The organism is Xanthomonas sp. NCPPB 3442, assembly GCF_056725145.1.
The window spans coordinates 3,203,335-3,223,807 of sequence record NZ_CM161514.1; the positions used below are offsets into that span (position 1 = coordinate 3,203,335).

Consider the following 20,473-nt stretch of genomic DNA (forward strand, 5'->3'; position numbering starts at 1 on the left):
CATGCGATTGGCGTTACCAGCAATCGGACGCAGCTGCAGTCTTGCGGGCTGCCTGATCGATGGTCAGCGTCCCACACTTGTCTTTGAGCTGCCCGCCGCGTGGCACGGCCTGGATCGCAAAAGTAGACCGGGTCGGATCACCGGAGAACGACACAGCATAATGAGCTGCTGCAAGCGCACTTGCTTCTCTTGGCGACCAGGAGGCTGGCATTGCATACCCGACATAGGTGTTGTTGACCGTCCTGAAGCGCTCGGCCAACTGCGCGTACTCAACCAGATCGGCTTTTGCCTGACCTCGTCGCGCCTTGCGCACTTGCTCTTGATAAGACGGATAGGCCACCGCAGCCAAGATCGCAATGACTGCAACCACGATCATAAGCTCGATCAATGTGAACCCTCGAGCCCACCGGACACGGGTAGGCGCCAACTTTGTATTCTTGGACATTTAGATCACCTCAACTGTCGCCAAGATTGGCGCCCACACGCACGCAACATAGAAATCGACTTCGTAGGATCACTAGGATCAAGCACCACTTCGCTACAACGAGAATCAGCGGGAGTTCCAGGCGTAACTGGAAGCGAGCATCCTGGCGAACCGGGAGTACAAAAGACTGGTCCTGCGGGGACAGGTCGGGTGATTCCAACACTCTGATTAGGTGCATCTCCGCCTGTCGCAACTGCGCCCGTGCTCGTTCCTCCTGCCGCAGATCCGTCGGGAAGCGTGACGGTACCTACTGCAGCACCTCCCGTCGTTGCGTCCAGGATGTACAACCAGTTTGTACCGCCGGGATTACAGTTAACACTGATACCAGGCACATAGGTGGGGAAGAAGACTCGCCCCCCCTGAATAGAAGGAACACCGATAAAGCGCTCACCCTTTGGATCCTGCCTGTCAACGACCAGATCGATATACCAACCCCGACTGCTTAGATAGTTCACCGGATTACGAGTGATCTCTCGGCTGCCGGCCGTGCTTGCTGAGATTGTCTGTGCAACTAGGCTGGTCCGACCGACCGTAGTCACAGCTGTGCCGTTATCCCAGATGCCATAGAGTGCACCCACGTTGTTACTTCCGTCATCTCCAACCACGAAGTAGCGCCCGGTTCCAAAATACACCATGTACCCGGTTCCCGGCCCCACCGCGACCTCAACGCCACCAGTAATGGGTTGACGATTGCCAAGGCTGTCACGTGCGACAAATAGCGGACGCGGATTTTTCAAGCCGTCTGCATAAGCGACAGCCCATTTGGTTATGTCCGTTCCGCCAAGATTGAACTTCCACATATTGCCATGCAAATCACCTCCGTAGACGGTATCAACCAAGCCATCCCCGTTGGTGTCCACAACAGCGAGATTCCCAAGGCCGTTATAACCAAGATTGGAAATGCTAGTTTCATTTGGATCAAGATCATCCCGAGCTTCGATCTTTTTGATCACCGCACCTGTGGAGAGATTGACTACAAATAAAACTGCCCTTCCACTGGCGCTGTTGTAGCCGTTCCCAAAGATTGCAGCCCAGGTCCCATCCTGGAGAGGAACAATCTGTGGCCTACCCATGGTGAAACCCATGTCGCTGTCACTGAGGCTGTTGAATTCCCAAAGGACATTAGTAGCAGCGAATGTCCCTGGTGTAGTCACATCTAGTGCAAAGATCGAACGTCCACCCGCACCGGTGCCACCCACCAGGACAGATCGCCAACTCCCGCCGACTATGGCGTCACCGAGCGTTAGCTTGCCGTCGACGTAGTAGCGATGCTGATAATTTCGATCTGCTAGGTAGGCGGTCTGGTTCAACACGCCGTTAGGTACATAACTGAATTTCTCGACGCCGGCATCATCAAAAGCGTGCAGCATGCCGTCGTTCGCACCGACAAATACGTGCTCACGTGCGGAAGATGCAGTGCGCGCACTCACAAAATCAGCATACGTACTCCGCACACTAGCCGAAAGCCCGGTGGCAGCAGCCCAACCATAGTTGGCGCGTCGTGTTGCGATAACAGGCGAAGAGTTAATGATGTCACCCAACGGCCCACTACGACGGCGGAAAGGTGCGGTATTAAGGGTTGTGCCCTCCATCGACTTTTCGCCACGCAGATAGTTGACCAACTGCGCGGGCGTCACGGAGCCCCCGAAATTGGCTGTCACCTGCCCCGGCGTGTAACCAAGCCGGTTAAAGATTTCCGACGCGTCAGTTGTGGCATTGCCACTAGAGTTCGCGACCAGTCGAGAAGCTTCGAATGGACGCACAGCAGTTGCTCGATTGGCACTGGTGACATTGGAAAGCGCTGTAAAGATCTTTTTCGCGGCAACGCCAGTGCCATCCGTCGGCATCGCAGTGCTCGCAGTCCAAAGAATGTTGCCCAGCGTGCCGTTCTGACTAACTTGGTACGCATTCAAATTACCCACCCAATCCTGGCCATCACTGGTGGTGGAGTAAGAAGGCACGACCCCAAACGAACCCGACGAGACTCGAGCACCCGCAAGAGCGATTGATCCGCTGCTACCTGCCTGATTTTGAATCGAGTCAAATGCCTTACCGAGCTGATTTCTTAGATCGAGTGGATTGCTTACCAAGAAGTAGTTGGTCGGATTCCCGTCAGTATCCACGGTAACACCCTGGTCGTTACCATACTTAGCGGCATACCAAAGTGGGTCCTTCAACAGCGTGGCACCCGGGGTCGTTCCTACAGAAAATGTACGAGTAGTCGTAGGTGGCAAGCCTGTGCAATCAGAGGGCATAGATGCGGTATTGCAGTAACCTGGCGCACGCCCTGGCGGCGTATTGAATCGGTAAGCCCTCTGATTGGCACAGCTGGCGCGTGTACCATCATTGGCTGTTCCGTCCCGCAGATCACAGACCTCAAGATAAACGCCATCCTGGGTCGTGCCGGAGATGACATAGCCCATGTGCTGGTCGTAGCTACCGGCCGCATACTCAGACCTGAGCGTCACCTGCAATTGATTATTTTGATCGACAGCCAAGGTGTAGAGCGCGATGGCATCCATGTCATGGTCGGCGCCCTGCTCGACGTCTTCGTAATTGATCCGGAATTCCGCATATGGGCGACCACTATTAACACTGGCATCGTAATCTTGACCCGACGCACCGGAGGTATTCGCCACACGCTGCACGTAGAAGTCGACTATCTGATCAGTAGGCTGGAACGCACCGGTTGCCGAGATGTTACCTCCTCCCACTGATTTTGCGAACGGCACGAGAGTCACGCGCCCGTTGCCGACCGGAAAGTCGAACTTGGGCAGCGGTGACGCCAGCGCGACAGAATAGGTACGAACGCGCTTGTCGCCACCGATCTTATTATTCGCACCATAACGCGCAACTGCAGCGGAATAATAAGTACCCTGCTTGCTGGGTTCTTCGGGTGCAAGACCGCGAAGCGTAGACATATTAGTGGCAAGCTTGGGCGTGGGTGCGTTGTCAGCAACACCATTGGATTCACCAATGAAGATCTGACGACTCCCGCCACCTTCGGCTTGCCATATAGCATCTGCTTCCGTCGAGACATTCAACCCCTGCAGAGAGGTTGGATCTCCCGAAGCGCTGATGCTTGACCATTTCGACCCGGGCACCTTGAAATCGTAGGATGGATTGATATCGCTCAGCACGGTCATCGTCGGCTGTGCACATATCGGATACCCGCCACCACCGTCCGACGTCGCCTTGTAAGGCGAACGCCAGGTCGGATTGGAAAGCTGCAGCGTGGCGAAATCTGGGGAACTGGTGCCAATATCGTACTCCGGACGTGGGCCAGTCGCGCCGCCAAAGTAGCGGAGAGTTTCATACATCATCTCGGCGACTGGATTGCCCCACATCCAGCACTCACCAGGATTGACCGGGCGGTCGACGATCCATCCGCATCCGTAGGTATAGTTGCTGTACTGAAAATCCAATGTACGGAAAGTACTTATGGTATGAACGATACCTTTGACATCACCGCCAGGGCACGCGCCATTTAGGCAGAACTGCCCGGTATTCGGATTCACCTCACGGGAGAAGCTCGCCATATTGCTGTGCAGAATACCGCCCGCGGTATTCTTTGCGTAGGAGCCGGTCAACAAGCCGAAGTACATCCGGTCTGTTTCGCCATAATCGTGAAGAATGCCCGTTGGCTTATACGAAGAATTATTGGCATAAACTTTACAAGTGGAATCGCGCAAGGTGGCATCATTTGGGCACACTTCCACGCGCAATGGATAATTATTCAAGGAGCTGGAGCCGCCCTGTGGCGTCCGCCGCCAATAGAGCTGCCAGTTATCGTCTCCTGTGCCTTCCTGGTGGCGAAATCTTACCGTGTATGTACCTCGATTCAACGCGATAGATCCCGAATGCGAGGTAAGCGCAGCTTGGCTGCTGTCCTGACCATGTCCGCCGTACCACCCGGCCACCACTGTACCGGCGATCTGGACCTCAACTGCATCGTCGCCATTGACCGCGAACTCGTAGGTACCAGGGGTAGATACAAATATATTTCCTGAGATTTGTGTCGAATAGTTATCGTTCCGACAGTTATTTTGATTGACGAACGGATTGTTATTTCCACCACTCTTGTCAATTACAGCGACGGTACCAGATCCACAACGGACGCCATTCGTAAATGCATTGAAGTTAGCAGTCATCTCAGCTGCATTATTCGCAACAGTACTGGAACGCCAAGTCGTTATCGATAAACCATTCGGGTAGCTTGCCGCAGGAACCAACTCCCAGCTCTCAGTGGAGGCGAGGCAATTGACCCTGGTGCTATTGACGGTAAAGCAATCGTCACCCGCCACAGGACGTTCAATGGAGACCCAGTTCCAAATCCGGTAGGAGGAATTATTGAGAACGCGCATCTGAGGGATGCCGTTGTCGGATAATGTAGTGACGGCGAAGAGGTGATAACGACCGGAAGCAGGCTGACTGAGCGGCGTATAACTTGAGATATCGTAACCATCCCTAGCAACGCTAGCATACTCCTTACCCCAGCTATGAGCGTCCTGGGGGGTGAAAGAAGCCCTGAGAATGGTTTGCGTCGCGGTGTCGGTATCTCGATAACCGCCAAATAGCACCTTGCGCAAGGCGTCCATACGTGAGGTAGTGACATAATTCAAAAAGTCGCCACTCCACGCACCTGAGCACTGCTTCTTATTGGTTCCCGTTGCTGCAGAAACCGGCTGAAAGAATTCGCCAGTTGCGCGGTAACACACATTGGAATTATAGTAGCCGTAGTAGGTAATTTGATCCGGCTTATAACCAACGTCCAGAACGCGATCGTTATTCAGATCCGATGCATCGTTGTAGGCTTCGTAGTAAAGCTTATGATCGCGCCCCATGACCAGCATGTTGAGGGGCGGAATGACATTGCGCGTAAAAAGGGGAGCTTGCGCAATGTTCAGTGGGCCAGGAGCAGAAATGCCGGCTTGGATCAGAAGACCCGTAGCGACCAGCGCACCAGCCGGGACGAGGTATTTTAATGAACTGATTTTCATGGTCAGGGCCTAACGAAGATCGTGTCGACAGCAGACAGTGACGAGGAGGCTTCTACCGAGTCACGATCCCGGCTAAATACCGTAGTTCTGAACATATTGCAGCCACTTTCGGATTGATCAACGCCGCTTCCGGCGCTGCACTGTTGGGTGCAGATACTGATGTTGCGCGTTCGCACGACTGAGACCACATCATCTCCTACACCTTGCGCCCATGCTGCGGGATCATAGGAAACCTGACAATTCTCGTAGTCGTATTCGAAACCACTGTTGATTGATGCCTCTCGCTCCCGCACGCGCATTTCAGCCTGCTGAAAAGCGGCATTGGCGGCCATGTAATTGGACGACATCCGTTCTTGCATCGTTGCGACCTGCATTCCGACGATGCCAATCAACGCTAATAGAATCAGCATTATTAGCGCGACATACAGTACGGCGCCCCGCTGAGTAGCAACGTGGCTAAGAGAAGGACTTTTCATCGCTAGTTACCGAATAGTCTGTTGCGAAGCGCCACACTCGTCTCGTAGACAGAGCGATATTGCCCGTCCGAAGGCGGAGTAACGGCCAAATCGAGCACCGAAGGCTTCACCGCGGCCTGCTGAGCCGCTGCAGTTTCGGAACTTGCTCCTCGTACGAGCAGACCAATTTGCACGGTACCCACGCGGCGCCATCGCTGTGCATTCGCTATCCCACCAAGGACGTCCGCCGTGTTTGTGGTATTGATGTATCCAGTTGGCGGGCTGGTCAGAGGGGAACTGTCTTCGCCGTAAGCCAACTGCAGCAATTCCACGCCTTCGACCATTTCTTCCGTCGTCGTGGTCAGGCTGGCTGCGCCAGGTGCAGATGTCCATCTTGCACGATAAAGAGAAGGCGCATTGGTTTGGGCATTGAGTGCAACATAGTAGGCAATCGACTCGGCGCGGAAGAGCGACGCATTGCCTGGCCGAAATGCGAGCGCCCCATCGTACGTGCCAAGATAGGACAAGTCGGTCTTGTTCAATCCACCGATTGCGACGCGCATTCCAGTAGCGGTTGGCGCTGAGCTTGCCTGAAAAACGGTGGCACCCTTGCAGTCCGCAACCGCATAGAGTCCCGCGCCTCCGGTCGCTACTTTCGTATTACCTGCCACCGATTCGTCAGGATATGAAATCGATGGATTGCTGGCGGGCGCAAATCCAGTAACCATTTCCTCGATCGGAGAGAAGGTGCGCAGCACGATGATATCACTTCCCTTTATCGGCCCAAGGCCTGCCAATTCGTTGGGTAGCGCAGGGCTCCAATCACCCGCCTGCCCCACGACAGGCGTCCCCGGCAAGGTCAACGCGGCGCCAGGCTGGGTTCCGGCCGCTTCAAAACCCTGTATCGACACGTCAAACCGCAACGGGAAAGGCTGATTGGCGACAGTATTACTGTTGCGATCGGCAGCAGTCAGAAACAACGAGCGAATATTTCCACCGGTTGGCTTACCACTCGCATCAGTACTGAGCAAAACTTGATCGTTGACACAACCCGCATGACCAGCCATGCGTATATCTCGCGTGAGAAAGTCCATGGCAAAACGCCCATTTTCTTGATTACGCGCAATTCCCTGCGAAAGCTGGTATGCCGTTCGTGACGCAGCGAACACTTGAATCACGCCGATCAGGAGAATAGAACTGATCAGGAGCGCAATCATCAGTTCGATGAGAGAAAGCCCGGCGATCGCGGCGTTGGGCCCGCGCCCTGCGTTATTCTTCATAAGCGGCTCGTCACGCTGAGTGCAGTCACTTGCTTGGCAACGTCGGTTTCCCAATGCTGATCGCCCCATCGCACAGTGACGGTGACTTCTCCGTTTGCTTGTAGGCTTACCTGGGCCTTGCCATCCGGAAGCGCCTCTACGACGTCGCATCTCCAGCGCTCCATCAATTTGTTGGGCGAACTGTCAACTGGCCTACCACAATTAGCCCCAGTCACGGAGCCAAAACTGTCATAAGTAATCGCGGTGTAGTAGCCGACCATACTGCGCTGCGAGCGCATCAAATCAATTACCTCGTACGCGAGGTTGCTTGCAATCGTTCGTTGCTGAGCACTCTTGGTAAAACGCACATTTGTTGTCTGCAAGAGCGCAAAGCCTAACAGTCCAACGCCTAAGATTAAGAGTGCAATCAGCACTTCTAAAAGAGAGAAGCCCGATATTTTGCGAGGGGAAAAGGCTTGTCGATTACGCTTAATCATGGGCAGTTGTTCTTCGTGACACGCACGTTGCCGGTGCTGGTAACGGTCAAGGTTCGGACCACTGGCTGGCCTGAGGGGCATAGCGTCGGACGCAGTGTTAGAACTTGGTCTGCACTGGCAACGCGCCGCGCCCTTGAGTCGAACGCGATGACTCCTACTCCAGGCGCATTGACGGTCATCTTCGAGTTGACTTTGGTATAGCGTAAAACCGCCTCACCCGAGTCGTAGCTCCCATTTGCGTTGGCATCGGCCCAGGAGATCCACCCATCTGACCATTGCCCACTGCAGATCAGCCCGTCCGAGCTGGGACAGATGCCGCCGCCACGAGTACTGCGAATCGCCTCGCTTCGGGCCAGCGCGAGAGAGGCAACGAGCTCATTGGCAGTTGTCGCTGCTTGATTGGAGCGGATAACGCCTTGAAACGACGGTAATGCGATGACTGCCAAGACAGCCACAACCGAAATCGTGACGAGAAGTTCCACAAGAGTGAAACCCCGAGCACGCGAGTCATTCATCTATACGCTCCCCAGCGTTTATGGAGGTAGAGTGAGAGACGTTCGACCTGGTGGCAACCCTCCGCTGACAAACGGCAGGAATGGACCGACGGGCGTCATTACCAAGGCAAGAGACCATGGCTGCGGGCACACAGATGTACTGCTGCCCGCAGGCCTATGGCCCTGAACGCGTTTCGCGAGCGATCTAGCGTACTGCCCCATACGCCGCCCGCAGGTTACCTTTTACCAGCTGCACGGACAGTCATGCCATCCTCGCCACGCTAGCCACGCCAAAGCAGTAGACTCAAGTCACCACCCGATAACAAGGCCGATAGTCCCCCGAGATCTTCATCCGGCGCTGCTCAACGAAGCCGCGCAGCAGCGCATCCAGGGCCTGCATGATCTCGGGATCGCCGTGGATTTCGAAGGGGCCGAATTCCTCGATGCGGCGCATGCCGTCTTCCTTGACGTTGCCGGCGACGATGCCGGAGAAGGCGCGGCGCAGGTCGGCGGCCAGGGCCGGCGCCGGGCGGCCGTGGTGCAGGTCGAGCGCGGCCATCGCTTCGTGGCTGGGCTCGAAGGGCTGCTGGTACTCGAGCGGGATGTGCACGGACCAGTTGAAGTAATACGAGTCTTTCTGGTCCTTGCGGTGCGCGCGCACTCCGTGGACCCCTTCGGCCATACGGCGCGCGACGGCGACCGGGTCGCCGACGATGATCTCGTAGCGCGAGGCGGCAGCGTCGCCCAGGGTGAGGCGAATGAAACGGTCGATCTGCTCGAAGTACGGCGCGGCGATGGTCGGGCCGGTGAGGATCAGCGGGAACGGCACGTCCGCGTTTTCTTCGCGTAGCAGGATGCCGAGCAGGTAGAGAATTTCCTCCGCGGTGCCGACACCGCCCGGGAACACTAGGATGCCATGTCCGATGCGGACGAAGGCCTCAAGGCGCTTCTCGATGTCCGGCATGATCACCAGATGGTTGACGATCGGGTTCGGCGATTCGGCGGCGATGATGCCTGGCTCGGTGACGCCGATGTAGCGGGTATTGTGCTTGCGCTGCTTGGCATGCGCGATGGTGGCGCCCTTCATCGGCCCCTTCATGGCGCCCGGGCCGCAGCCGGTGCAGATATCCAGCCCGCGCAAGCCAAGCTCGTAGCCGACCTGCTTGGTGTAAAGGTATTCATCGCGCGAGATGGAATGGCCGCCCCAGCACACGACCAGGTTCGGATCCAAGGGCTGCAGGATGCGCGCATTACGCAGCTGGCCGAACACGGCATTGGTGATGCCTTCGCTGGTGTCGAGATCCGCGCGTTGCGCTTCGAGCTCGATGGCCATGTAAGCGAGATCGCGGACGACGGCAAACAACAGTTCGGCCACGCCGCGGATGATCTCGCCATCGACGAAAGCCATTGCCGGTGCGTTGATCAGATCGATGCGGATGCCGCGATCCTGCTGATTCACCTGGATGTCGAAATCCGGGTAGAGATCGCGCGCAGCGCGCGGGTCGTCCGATGCGCTTCCGCTGGTCAGCACGGCCAGCGCACAGCGGCGCAACAGCTCATGCATGCCACCGCTGGATGCATCGCGCAACCGGGCCACTTCTGCCTTGGACAACACATCCAGACCACCACGCGGGTAGATCCGCGCATCCACCACCGGCAGCGCCCGTGCTGCCGTACTGCTGAGTTCCATAGCATGCTCCTGTCGTATGCACGGAACTTTAGCGTACTCACCCGCACAAAAGAAAACGGCCGGGAGACCCCGGCCGTTTTTGCAAACATCGACACGCTAGCCGGCTTTAGAACTGGTAGCGGAAGCCCAGCTGCAGCGCCCAGCGGGAGATGCCCTTGTCGTCGTAGACGGTCGCGGCATCCGGCTCATTGAAGCGGTAAACATACTTGCCAGTCGCCGCGTCGATACCGCCGTATTCAGCAACACCCTTGAAGCCCGGGAATGCGTACTCATCGACGCGGCCCCACTTCTTGTTGAGCAGGTTGCCCACGTTCATGACGTCGACCCAGATCTGCGCCTTGTTGCCATCGAAGAAGCCAGGAAGCTCCTGCTCGATGTGTAGATCGAACTGGTTGACCCAGGAATTACGTACCGCATTGCGGCCAGCAACCTGGCCCTTGTGCGTGGACAAGTACTGGTCATTGTTGACGTAGTTCCAGAACGCGTTTTCTTCGGCCGCGTTACGGAACAGCACATCGCCGCGCGCCGCCGGGATGTACAACAGGTCATTGGAGCGACCGTCGCCATTGGCATCGTTGTCGAACGTATAGCTGTAGGGACGACCGCTGCGGCCTTGATACACCAGACCGACCTTCGTTGCAAAATCGCCGAAGAAATTATGCTTCCACTGCAGCGTACCCAGGAAACTGTCCTTGATTTCGTATGCCGAGGTTGCATTGACCTCTTCATTCGCCTGGAAGGTTGCGGTGTTGAGCAGCTGCGACCCCGAAGTGGAACTGGTCAGACCGCTGACTTCTTTCGCGTTCGAGTAGGTGTAAGCCAAGCTCCACGACCAGTCGCTGTCGTTGAACGGCTTGTTCAAGCCGACAGTGAAACTTTGCGAGCCACCCTGATCGGTGGGGCGCGCAATGATGGCATCGTTGAAGCTCATGTTGCGACCAGCACGGATATCGGTACCGCTGTTCACACATGACGAACCAGCCGCCACACCCGTTTCGCGGAGACATGCATTACCCAGGGAATTCCAGTTAGCCGGATTGCGGCCATTGGCATTCCAGTAGATATCACGACCATCCTGGCCAACTGCCGTCGGATTACCGAGATTGAGCTGCTGGTAATAAATCGCTTCCTTGACCTTGGTCACCACACCTTCCATCGAGGCGACGATGCCGTACCACGGCAACTCGGTATCGAAGGCGAGGTTTGCTTTCCAAACGGACGGCTGGCTCAGATCCTTGTCAACAAAGTCGACCGACTGCGTGGCGCCCGATGTTCCGCGCGGCTGGTTGTTGATATCCGGCGTGAAGCGGATACCACTGTTGGACGCGTTGTTGAAGTTGTAATCGGTATAAGCCAAACCAGTATTGGAATACGGATTGGACAACCAAACCGACGCGGCAGCACCCTGGAACAGACCAACGCCGCCACGCAGCTGGGTCGGACGATCTGCATCGAAGGTGTAGTTGAAACCAAAGCGCGGCTGCCACAAGCCGTTGCCGTCAATGGTTTCATCATTGCGAAGACCGAATGCGTTGAACGCAGCCTGGTTGAACTGCGGCGAGTTCTTCACCATCGGCTCGTCATAACGCAGGCCGAAGTTCAGTGTCAGGTTGCTATTGACGGCCCAAGAATCCTGCAAGAACACGCCCACGTTCCGCATGCCCCACTTCGCAGCGATATTGTCGATACCGGTGGGCGAATACGAGTAACGATACGCGTTCGGCAAATTTGCCTGGTAATTGGCAACCGAGTTGAAGGTGTAGCTACCGAAAACACGCGGACCATACAAGTTGTAGATGTCGTTGTCTTCGTAGTCGAACCCGAACTTGACCGTGTGGTCATTCAAGAACAACGTGCCGGCGAAGAACGCGTTCCAGGTTTCGGTGCGCAACTCGTTAGCCTGAGTATTGGCTTCAGTACCCAGATTTAAGGTGTTGTTGCCGAAACGCACGGCGATGGCCGGCAACTGCGATGCCGCAGTACGAACTGCCGAGTAATCGCGATAAGACACCTTGGCTTCGGTCGAGAAAGTATCGGTCCAGTCGCTGAACAACTGACCGGTGTAGGTCTCGAGTTCGAAGTCGCGCACATAGTGGTACGAGTTCAACGCCAGCTGATTGTTGCCGAACCCATTGAGATTGGCCGTGCTCTGCTCGGACTTGCCATAGCGAAACGAACCACGATGCTTGTCGCTGATGTTCCAATCCAGCTTGAAGCCCTTCTCTTCTGAATCAGAATCCAATGCCGGCAAGGCCAGGGTCCCAGGGTCGAAGCCATAGACATTGCGCGAGATATCGATCACCTGATCGACCTGCGCCTGGGTAATACCGACTTCATTGCTGGCACCAGAACCGGCTGGACCGTAGCCACTGTTACCGGTAAACACACCCTTACCCTTGTACTTCTCATAGTTGGCGAAGAAGAACAATTTGTCCTTGACGATCGGGCCGCCCAGAGTCAGACCATACGTCGCTTCGTTGTCGAACAGCTGCGGGCGGATGTTGTTCTGATTCTTGCCCGACCAGTCGTTCTCGCGATAAGTGCCGTAGACCGAACCATGGAATTCGTTGGTGCCCGACTTGGTGACGGCATTGATCACGCCACCGGTGCCGCCACTGATCGTCACGTCGTAGTTGGCCACGTCCACCGAGATTTCATCGATGACGTCCATCGAGAACGGCTGGCGCGGGGTCGGCAGGCTGTTGGATTCCAGACCGAAGGCGTCGTTGGTGCTGATGCCGTCGACGCGGATTGCGTTGTAGCGCGGGTTCTGGCCGGCGATGGAGATTTCGTTGCGGGCCTTGTCGGTTTGCGCAACGCGCGGATCCAGACGCACATAGTCCTGCAGGTTACGGTTGATCGACGGCAGCGACTCGATTTCTTCGCGGGTCACGTTGGTGCCGGTACCCATCTTGTTGGCGCTGAAAATGGCCGAGCCGTAATTGCCGGCGATTGCCTGCACAGTGCCCAGCGTCGCCAGATCGCCGCCCAGAGCGGCATCGACCTGATTGACCTTGTCCAGATTCAGATACACGCCTTCGCGGGTGGTGTTGCCAGCGCCCGAAGCGGTAATGGTAATGGTGTACGGCCCGCCCACACGCAAGCCGCGCGCGTTATAGCGTCCGCTGGCATCGGTGGTGGCGCGGCTGACCGTTCCGGACTCCACGTGCGTAATGGTGACTTCGGCGTTCGGGACGGGCTGGCCGCCACTGCCGGTCACCAGGCCGGCGACGCCAGCCGAGGTGCTTTGCGCAAACACAGGAGCGGCGGCGAGCGCGGCGACAAGGCCAAGCGTCAGCTTGGACATGCGGAGATAACGGGGGTGGGTCATTTCGGTAGCCTCGATACAGGTTGGGCAGTGACAAAAAGGCGCAGTCAGCCCAACCGTTCCCGGGGGTGGGCTGCCGATGATCTGGGGTCCCTTGCCGCGCGACTGGTTGCTGCCGCAACGGTTAACAACAGATTAACACGCTAAGCCCTGATTGTGACGGCGGCGTGACAAACTTCGCGCGCTGCTACATGAACTGCGAAGGTCAAGGCGTAATCGCCAGATCATGCAAGGTCGCAACTTGAGCGAGACGCCCATCGCGCCTTTGAAGCTACGAAGTGGCCAAATTGGGTCAAATCGCCCAAACGCTTGCATTCGGCCATGGCGTGCGTGCTGCACATGGGGTTGCCATCTCTGTCGATGCGCCCCACAGAATATGACATTCCACCTGCACTCATGCGTCAGTGACGGATCAACCTCAAGACAGTCGCCAGCGGCCAAGGGCTGCGCCGCCTTTCATCGTCCAGAGCCCATTGCGTCGCACCGCTAGATGTCCGGACGCGACGGCGCGCTGGTTGCCGGCACCATGGACCGTGCGCACGTAACCCACGGCCAGTGCGGGTTGAAACCCCGGGCCATCGATGCGTGTCGACGCACACACGCGGCGCGATCGCCAAGCCGCCCCGAGCTGCGCTAGATCGACACCGGCAGCTTGAAGTACGTGCCCAGGCCGTCCAGGAACATCTGTACCGAGATGGCGACCAGCAGCATGCCCATCAGGCGCTCGATGGCCGTCAGGGCGCGGTGGCCGAGCAGTTTGTACAGCAGCGGCGCGGCGGCCAGGATCGACGAGGCGCCGATCCAGGCGATCATCAGCGCAAGGCTCCAGTCCCACAGCCGCGTGGGCTCGTTGCTGCCCATGAGCATCACCGCGGCCATGCCGGACGGGCCGGCCACCAGCGGGATGGCCAGCGGCACGATGAAGGGTTCGCCGTCGGGAATTTCGCCCATCAGGCCTTCGGGCCGCGGGAAGATCATGCGGATGCCGATCACAAACAGCACGATGCCGCCGGCAATGGCCACCGATTCCTGGCGCAAGTGCATCAGTTCCAGCGCGTACTTGCCGCCCCACAGGAACGCCATCAACACGCACAGCGCGATCAGCAGTTCACGCGCAAGCACGAAACGCTGGCGCTTGGGCGGCAGCGGCTTGAGCACGCTGAGGAACACTGGAATGTTGCCCAGCGGGTCGAGAATCAGAAACAGCAGCAGCGCCGCAGAAAGAATGGTCATACCTGCGGACTCCAGATCGCACCGCGATGCGTCGCCCCTGCGGCTGACAGCATGCTGACGCATGCAGGTGCGTAACGTGCGGCATCGACCGCGTCGTTGTCTTCGTGATGGGTGAAAGCGCGTGCGCGCAATGCGGTGCGCATCGGGCCGGGCTGCATGCCGCCGACGCGCACCGGGCCGGCGGCGGTTTCATGATGCAAGGTGGCGATCAAGCCGCGTTGCGCATGCTGGGCGGCGCCATACGCCCCCCAATAGGCCTGACCCACGCGCGCGGGGTCGTCCACAACGAAGACAGCTGCCGCATCGTCCTGCTGCCGCAACAGCGGCAGGCATGCCTGGGTCAGCCAGGCGCGCGCGGTCAGGTTGACATGCAGGGTGCGTGCGAAATCTGCGGGTGAGACGAGTTCGGTTGGCGTCAGGCCGGAAAAGTCGGCAGCGCACTGCAGCAGACCATGCAGGCCACCAAGCTCGGTCTGCACCCGTTGCGCAAGCGCGGCGTAGTCGTCCGGGGTGGCGCCGGCCAGATCCAGCGGATACAACAGCGGCTCGGCACCCAGCGCTGCAACCGCGTCGTAGACGCGCTCCAGCGGGCGCACCTTGCGACCAAGCAGCACTACCGTGGCGCCTGCAGCCGCGCATGCCTGCGCCGCGGCGGCGCCCAGGCCGCCGGCGGCGCCGGTGATCAGCACGACGCGCCCCGACAAGGCAGCCGACTGCGGCTGGGCCTGCACCGAACTCACGGCTGGTACGCCTCGCTGACGATGCGCTTGAGCTCGCCGGCTTCGAACAGTTCCAGCGTGATGTCGCAGCCGCCGATCAGCTCGCCATGGATGAACAGCTGCGGAAACGTGGGCCAGTTGGAGTAGCGCGGCAGATTGGCGCGCACTTCAGGCTCTTCCAACACGTTGACCGTACGCAGTTGGTCGGCACCGGCGGCCACCAGGGCCTGCACGGCGCGACTGGAAAACTCGCACATCGGAAATTGCGGGGTGCCTTTCATGAACAGCACGATCGGGTGTTGTTCGACTTCGGCCTGGATCCGTTCCATCACCGGCATTGGACTCTCCTGACTGGGAGCGGCAGGCCCGACCGCCGGGTCGGATAGACTTCCGCAAAGGCGCGCATTGTAAGCCTTCAGCGCGACCTGTCGCCGCACTCCCTTCGCTGCCACTGCCATCATGCCGATCGAACACGTTGCACTGCCCTATTCCCGCGCCGCCCTGGAACCGCATCTGTCGTCTGCGACGCTGGAGGCGCATCACGGCGTGTGTCACCGCACTGAGGTCGAACAGCTCAACACACGCCTGGAAGGCAGCGAGTTTGCCGAGCTGACGCTGGAAGACATCATCACGCAGGCGCAGGGCACGTTGTTTCACCTGGCCGCGCAGGTGTGGAACCACAATTTCTATTGGCAGTGCCTGCGTCCGCGCGCTGGCGGGGAGCCGCTTGGGCGGCTGGGCGACGGCATCGCCAAATCGTTCGGCGACTTCGTGCATTTCAAGCAGGAGTTCAATCGCGTGGCCCTGAGCACGTTCGGCTCGGGCTGGGTGTGGCTGGTGCAGCGCCCGGACGGCGCGCTGGCAGTAGTCGCCACACCCAATGCCTCCACCCCGCTCACCGGGCCAGACATTCCGTTGCTCGCCTGCGATATCTGGGAGCACGCGTATTACCTGGACTACCAGCAGGATCGTGCGCGCTATCTGGAGGCTTTCTGGAAGCTGGTCAATTGGGATTTCGTCGCAAGCCGGCTGGGCTGACCTGGCCGCTCAGTTTCCAGCCGCAGATGCGGACCGGCTCATCTGCTGACACATCGCAGAACGGGTCCGCGTCCGACACCGACGCGCCCGCGCAAACGGAGGTGTCGTCGCGCGTGATCGCAACCGAAACGCTGCGCGTCTCACCCTTCGTTCAAACGCGCAACCACCGGCCGAGCTTGCGCATCGCGCTGCAACGCCGCGCCGGCATCGCTCACCGCCAGTGCCAGCGCCTGCGCTGTCTCCGCGCGCAGCGTTGCGTGCCCCACCTTGCGTCCATCGCGCGCTTGCTTGCCGTAGTCGTGCCAATGCCCACCGGGCACCGCCAGAAACGCCCTGGCCTCTGGCATCGCGCCCAGCCAGTTGAGCATGCAGGCGTGGCCGCGCATCGCAGTACTGCCCAGTGGCAAGCCAAGGACGGCCCGCACATGATTTTCGAATTGCGAGGTCTCGGCACCTTCGATGGTCCAGTGCCCCGAGTTATGCACGCGCGGCGCCATTTCGTTGGCCAGCAACTCACCGTCGCGCACGAACAGTTCCAGCGCAAATACACCGACATAGTCGAGCTTTTCCGCCACGGCACGCGCGTGCGATTCGGCCGAGGCTTGAAGGGCCGCCTCCACGCTCGCCGGTGCCAGGCTGGCCGACAGCACACCGTCCACATGCCAGTTTTCGGTCAACGGCCAGGCGCGGAATTCGCCATCGCGGCCGCGTACTGCAACCACGCTGACCTCGCGCTGGAACGGCACGAACGCTTCCACGATCAACCCGACGTGCGCCGCCTGGGCGCCAAGCGCGTCCCACGCTGCATCGGCATCGGCGAGCGTCTTGATCCGGAACTGGCCCTTGCCGTCGTAGCCGAAGCGGCGCGTCTTCAGCACGCAGGGCGTACCGATCCGCGCGAGCGCTGCGTCCAGGCCGACGCGGTCGTCGATCGCGGCAAACTCGGGCACCGGAATGCCGAGTTCGCGGAACAAGGTTTTTTCGCTGAGCCGGTCCTGCGCAACCGCAAGCGCCGCCGGACTCGGAAACACCGGCACCTGCGCGGCAAGTTGCTGCGCGCTGGCGGCCGGCACGTTTTCGAAATCGAAGGTGATCACGTCCACCTGCCCGGCGAATGCGGCAAGGGTCGCCACGTCATCGAACGCGCCAACCTGCAGCGGTGCCACCTGGCCTGCGCAGGCATCGACTGCCGGATCGAAGACCGCAAAGCGTATGCCGAGCGGCGCACCGGCCAGTACCAGCATGCGCGCCAGCTGACCGCCACCGAGAATGCCAACCGTGCTCATTGGCGCGGGTCGTCGCTGGCCATGACATCGTCGGTCTGCTTGGCGCGGAACTGCGCCAGCGCCTGACCGACCTGCGCCTGCTCGGGCGCCAGCATGGCCGCCGCAAACAACGCCGCATTGGCCGCGCCCGCATTGCCGATGGCGAAGGTGGCCACCGGAATGCCTGCAGGCATCTGTACGATCGACAGCAGCGAATCCATGCCGTTCAGCGCCTTGGACTGCACCGGCACGCCAAGCACCGGCACTGCGGTCTTGGCGGCCAGCATGCCCGGCAGGTGCGCCGCGCCGCCGGCGCCGGCAATGATCGCGCGCAGTCCGCGTGCGCTCGCCTGCTCGGCGTAGGTGAACAAGACGTCCGGGGTGCGGTGCGCCGAGACCACCTTGACTTCGTACGGCACGCCCAGCGCGTCGAGCTTCTGAGCTGCATGTTGCATGGTCTCCCAATCCGAACGGGAACCCATCACGATGCCGACCAGCGGCGCGGAGTGGTTGGAGGTCATGGCCCTGCCCTGCGGTAAAGACGTATTCTAGCCAATCTCCACGCAAGACAAGACTTCGATGGATCGCAAATTGCTCGACCTGCTGTGCTCGCCCGACACCCGCCAGCCGCTTTCGCTGCTCGACGGCAAAGGCCTGGAAGCACTCAATGCCGCCATCGCAGGCGGAACCCTGCAGCGCGCCGACGGCGCCGCACAAACCCAGCCGCTGCGTGAAGCGCTGATCACCCGCGACCGCAAGCAGATCTTCCGCGTCGACGACGGCATTCCGGTGCTGCTGGCCGAAGAAGCCATCGCCACCGCACAAATCGCCGACTTCCCCGAGAAGTGAGCCTGTCTCAGCACACCAACCTGCCGGCCGCGCCGCCCGCCGAATCGATCGACGCCGACGTAGCGCGTGCTTTGGCCGAAGACATCGGCAGCGGCGACGTCACCGCCGCACTGCTACCCGACCAAGCCGACAGCGCCTACCTGCTGTGCAAGCAGGACGCGGTCATCGCCGGCCGCCCCTGGTTCGATGCCACCCACCGCGCGCTCGACCCGCAGGTACGCATCGACTGGCACGTGCACGAAGGCCAGCACGTCGGCGCCGGCACGGTGCTCGCGCTGTTGCAGGGGCGCAGCCGTAGCCTGGTCAGCGCCGAACGCACCTCGCTCAATTTCATGCAGACACTGTCTGCCACGGCGACCACCACCGCGGCGTATGTGGCTGCGGTGGCCGGGACGCGCGCGCGCATCCTGGACACGCGCAAGACGCTGCCGGGCCTGCGCGCCGCGCAGAAATACGCCGTGCGCTGCGGCGGTGGTGACAATCACCGCATCGGCCTGTTCGACACGGTGATGCTCAAGGAGAACCACATCCGCGCCGCCGGTTCGCTGAGCGCGGCCGTGCATGCCGCACGCGCGCAGCAACCGCAGCTGCCGCTGGTGGTGGAAGTGGAAACGCTGGAGCAACTGCACGAAGCACTGCAGGTTGGCTGCACGCGCATCCTGATCGACGACTTCGACCAGGCCATGCGCCGAGAAGCGGTGCGTTTCGTTGCTGCGCTACCGCCGGAACGACGCATTCCGCTGGAAGTCTCCGGCAGCGTGGATCTGGCTGGCATTCGCGCAATTGCCGAAGACGGGGTGGACTGCATCTCGATTGGCGGACTCACCAAGCATGTGCAGGCAGTGGATCTGTCGCTCAAACTCGGCCCGCCGCCAGCGCGCTGATTTCACGCGTGCGCGCAGCCGGCTCTGGCAGCCTGCTGCGATTGTTTCCGTGCAGGACCTGCAATGACCGTCAAACCTTGGCCGTGGATCTGCTTCTTGCTGGCAGGTATCGGAAGTAGCGCTGCGGCTGCGGAGGTGTGCGATATCCCGCCACGGTTCGGAACGAGTCCCGCCGCGATCGCCATCGTGCGCAGCGCCTGCAATGAGCATCGGTTGTGGCAACGCCCGTTTATCGATGCCAAGGGCCGCCTGGCCAGCCTGGGCGTCACCGAAGCCGAATCGGGCTATCTCGCCGATCATGGCGTGGTCGCCTGGCAACGCGTTGCAGGCTACTGGCGCGACAGTGGCACGCTTGCGTCGATGGGCGGACGCCCCGGCGCATCGAGCTGCGCGGCACTGGATGGTACGCGCTACACCGCCAGCGACTGCCGCGCATTTCTGATCGACAACCCATGGTCGGCCGCTTTCATCTCCTGGGTGATGACGCAGTCGGGGCTGAGCGGTTTTCATCGCTCCGCGCGCCATCTGGATTACATCCGCAGCGCCTACAACGACGGCACTACCGGACCGTACCGGTTCACCGATCCAGCGGTCGAGAAGCCGGCGCCCGGCGATCTGCTGTGCCTGCTGCGCGGCCGCAGCACCGCATTGGGCTATGCCGGCCTGAAGGCCGCGCTGGGCGGCAGCGCACCGATGCCATGGCAGTCGCATTGCGATGTGGTGGTGGCCGCCAACGTCGGCGGCGATCGCACGCTGTATCTGATCGGCGGCAACGTATTCAACACGGTGATGATGCGCAAGATGCCGCTGGATCGCGCCGGCCGCGTGGTGTTGCCAACACCGCAATCGGACAGCAGCCAGGACCAGAACGAAGACAGCCTGGGCATCGCCAGCGAATGCACGCCGGCGCACGAAGACCTGTGCGACTTCAATCGCCGTGACTGGGCTGCGCTGTTGAAGCTGCGTCCTGATGCGGCGATGGTTGCGCCGCCACCCACTGCGCCGCTGCCGACACCCGACACCACGCCCACAGAACAAACGATGCCGCCGGGCTTCCCGCGCGTCGTGCCGCCGCGCCCGCAAACGCAGCAAGCGCCAACGGAGCAGCAAGGATAGATCGAAGCAGTAACGCCGGGCGTACCCTCATCGGTCCCTGCGGGGCACCTTCTCCCGATGGAAGAAGGATTCAAAGCCCCTCTCCCGCGGGAGAGGGCTTGAGGTGAGGGTACGGTGCGAAGCTCTTGCTCGCCCTCACCCCATTCGGCGTTGCACGCACCC

At 59.8% G+C, this 20,473-nt stretch carries 17 protein-coding genes; 4 read left to right on the top strand and 13 right to left on the bottom strand.

Annotated elements, in window-relative coordinates; all coding sequences use genetic code 11:
- Nucleotides 1–13: 13 nt before the first annotated feature.
- The 11 genes from AC1POX_RS13860 to grxD form a co-directional block, all read right to left on the bottom strand.
- Nucleotides 14–376 (bottom strand): type IV pilin protein, encoded by a 363-nt coding sequence (locus tag AC1POX_RS13860; RefSeq protein WP_372356292.1) that lies wholly within the window; start codon nucleotides 374–376, stop codon nucleotides 14–16.
- Nucleotides 377–450: 74 nt separating this feature from the next.
- Nucleotides 451–5,484 carry a PilC/PilY family type IV pilus protein gene (locus AC1POX_RS13865; RefSeq protein WP_372356293.1) on the bottom strand — a complete coding sequence of 1,678 codons (5,034 nt, stop codon included), beginning with the start codon at nucleotides 5,482–5,484 and terminating at the stop codon, nucleotides 451–453.
- A 2-nt stretch (nucleotides 5,485–5,486) separates the two neighbouring features.
- Complete coding sequence (locus AC1POX_RS13870; protein ID WP_218557364.1) at nucleotides 5,487–5,960, bottom strand: pilus assembly PilX family protein; 474 nt, start codon at nucleotides 5,958–5,960, stop codon at nucleotides 5,487–5,489.
- 2 nt (nucleotides 5,961–5,962) lie between these two features.
- Nucleotides 5,963–7,219, bottom strand: coding sequence for a PilW family protein (locus tag AC1POX_RS13875; RefSeq protein ID WP_277573971.1), 1,257 nt, complete (start codon nucleotides 7,217–7,219; stop codon nucleotides 5,963–5,965).
- The gene (gene pilV, locus AC1POX_RS13880) at nucleotides 7,216–7,695 is read right to left on the bottom strand and encodes a type IV pilus modification protein PilV (protein ID WP_218557362.1); all 480 of its coding nucleotides are present in this window, start codon (nucleotides 7,693–7,695) and stop codon (nucleotides 7,216–7,218) included. The genes AC1POX_RS13875 and pilV overlap by 4 nt, the downstream gene beginning before the upstream one ends.
- The gene (locus AC1POX_RS13885) at nucleotides 7,692–8,210 is read right to left on the bottom strand and encodes a GspH/FimT family pseudopilin (protein ID WP_277573972.1); all 519 of its coding nucleotides are present in this window, start codon (nucleotides 8,208–8,210) and stop codon (nucleotides 7,692–7,694) included. Before AC1POX_RS13885 ends, pilV begins: the two co-directional genes overlap by 4 nt.
- Nucleotides 8,211–8,493: 283 nt before the next feature.
- Entirely contained in the window at nucleotides 8,494–9,879 is a 1,386-nt protein-coding gene (gene ppnN, locus AC1POX_RS13890; RefSeq protein WP_031423299.1) for a nucleotide 5'-monophosphate nucleosidase PpnN, read from the bottom strand.
- A gap of 106 nt (nucleotides 9,880–9,985) precedes the next feature.
- Nucleotides 9,986–13,210, bottom strand: a complete 3,225-nt coding sequence (locus tag AC1POX_RS13895) for a TonB-dependent receptor (RefSeq protein ID WP_031423301.1) — start codon at nucleotides 13,208–13,210, stop codon at nucleotides 9,986–9,988.
- A gap of 630 nt (nucleotides 13,211–13,840) precedes the next feature.
- Nucleotides 13,841–14,440: a YhgN family NAAT transporter gene (locus AC1POX_RS13900; protein WP_003485603.1), complete on the bottom strand. Its 600-nt coding sequence runs from the start codon at nucleotides 14,438–14,440 to the stop codon at nucleotides 13,841–13,843.
- The gene (locus tag AC1POX_RS13905) at nucleotides 14,437–15,180 is read right to left on the bottom strand and encodes an SDR family NAD(P)-dependent oxidoreductase (protein ID WP_008570988.1); all 744 of its coding nucleotides are present in this window, start codon (nucleotides 15,178–15,180) and stop codon (nucleotides 14,437–14,439) included. Before AC1POX_RS13905 ends, AC1POX_RS13900 begins: the two co-directional genes overlap by 4 nt.
- Entirely contained in the window at nucleotides 15,177–15,497 is a 321-nt protein-coding gene (gene grxD, locus AC1POX_RS13910; RefSeq protein WP_003485599.1) for a Grx4 family monothiol glutaredoxin, read from the bottom strand. The genes AC1POX_RS13905 and grxD overlap by 4 nt, the downstream gene beginning before the upstream one ends.
- Nucleotides 15,498–15,618: 121 nt before the next feature.
- Between grxD and AC1POX_RS13915 the strand changes: the two genes are divergently transcribed.
- On the top strand, nucleotides 15,619–16,197 hold the full coding sequence (locus AC1POX_RS13915) for a superoxide dismutase (RefSeq protein ID WP_031423305.1): 579 nt from the start codon (nucleotides 15,619–15,621) through the stop codon (nucleotides 16,195–16,197).
- A gap of 140 nt (nucleotides 16,198–16,337) precedes the next feature.
- Here the strand turns inward: AC1POX_RS13915 and AC1POX_RS13920 are convergent, their stop codons facing one another.
- Entirely contained in the window at nucleotides 16,338–17,483 is a 1,146-nt protein-coding gene (locus AC1POX_RS13920; protein WP_008570986.1) for a 5-(carboxyamino)imidazole ribonucleotide synthase, read from the bottom strand.
- Nucleotides 17,480–17,983: a 5-(carboxyamino)imidazole ribonucleotide mutase gene (gene purE / locus AC1POX_RS13925; RefSeq protein ID WP_029819740.1), complete on the bottom strand. Its 504-nt coding sequence runs from the start codon at nucleotides 17,981–17,983 to the stop codon at nucleotides 17,480–17,482. Before purE ends, AC1POX_RS13920 begins: the two co-directional genes overlap by 4 nt.
- A gap of 58 nt (nucleotides 17,984–18,041) precedes the next feature.
- Between purE and AC1POX_RS13930 the strand changes: the two genes are divergently transcribed.
- The 3 genes from AC1POX_RS13930 (at nucleotide 18,042) to AC1POX_RS13940 (ending at nucleotide 20,311) form a co-directional block, all read left to right on the top strand.
- A complete protein-coding gene (locus AC1POX_RS13930) occupies nucleotides 18,042–18,311 on the top strand; it encodes a Trm112 family protein (protein WP_008570984.1) in 270 nt (89 codons plus the stop codon).
- On the top strand, nucleotides 18,308–19,195 hold the full coding sequence (nadC, locus tag AC1POX_RS13935; RefSeq protein WP_372356294.1) for a carboxylating nicotinate-nucleotide diphosphorylase: 888 nt from the start codon (nucleotides 18,308–18,310) through the stop codon (nucleotides 19,193–19,195). The genes AC1POX_RS13930 and nadC overlap by 4 nt, the downstream gene beginning before the upstream one ends.
- A gap of 63 nt (nucleotides 19,196–19,258) precedes the next feature.
- Nucleotides 19,259–20,311, top strand: a complete 1,053-nt coding sequence (locus AC1POX_RS13940) for a DUF2272 domain-containing protein (RefSeq protein ID WP_071118443.1) — start codon at nucleotides 19,259–19,261, stop codon at nucleotides 20,309–20,311.
- Nucleotides 20,312–20,473 lie beyond the last annotated feature (162 nt).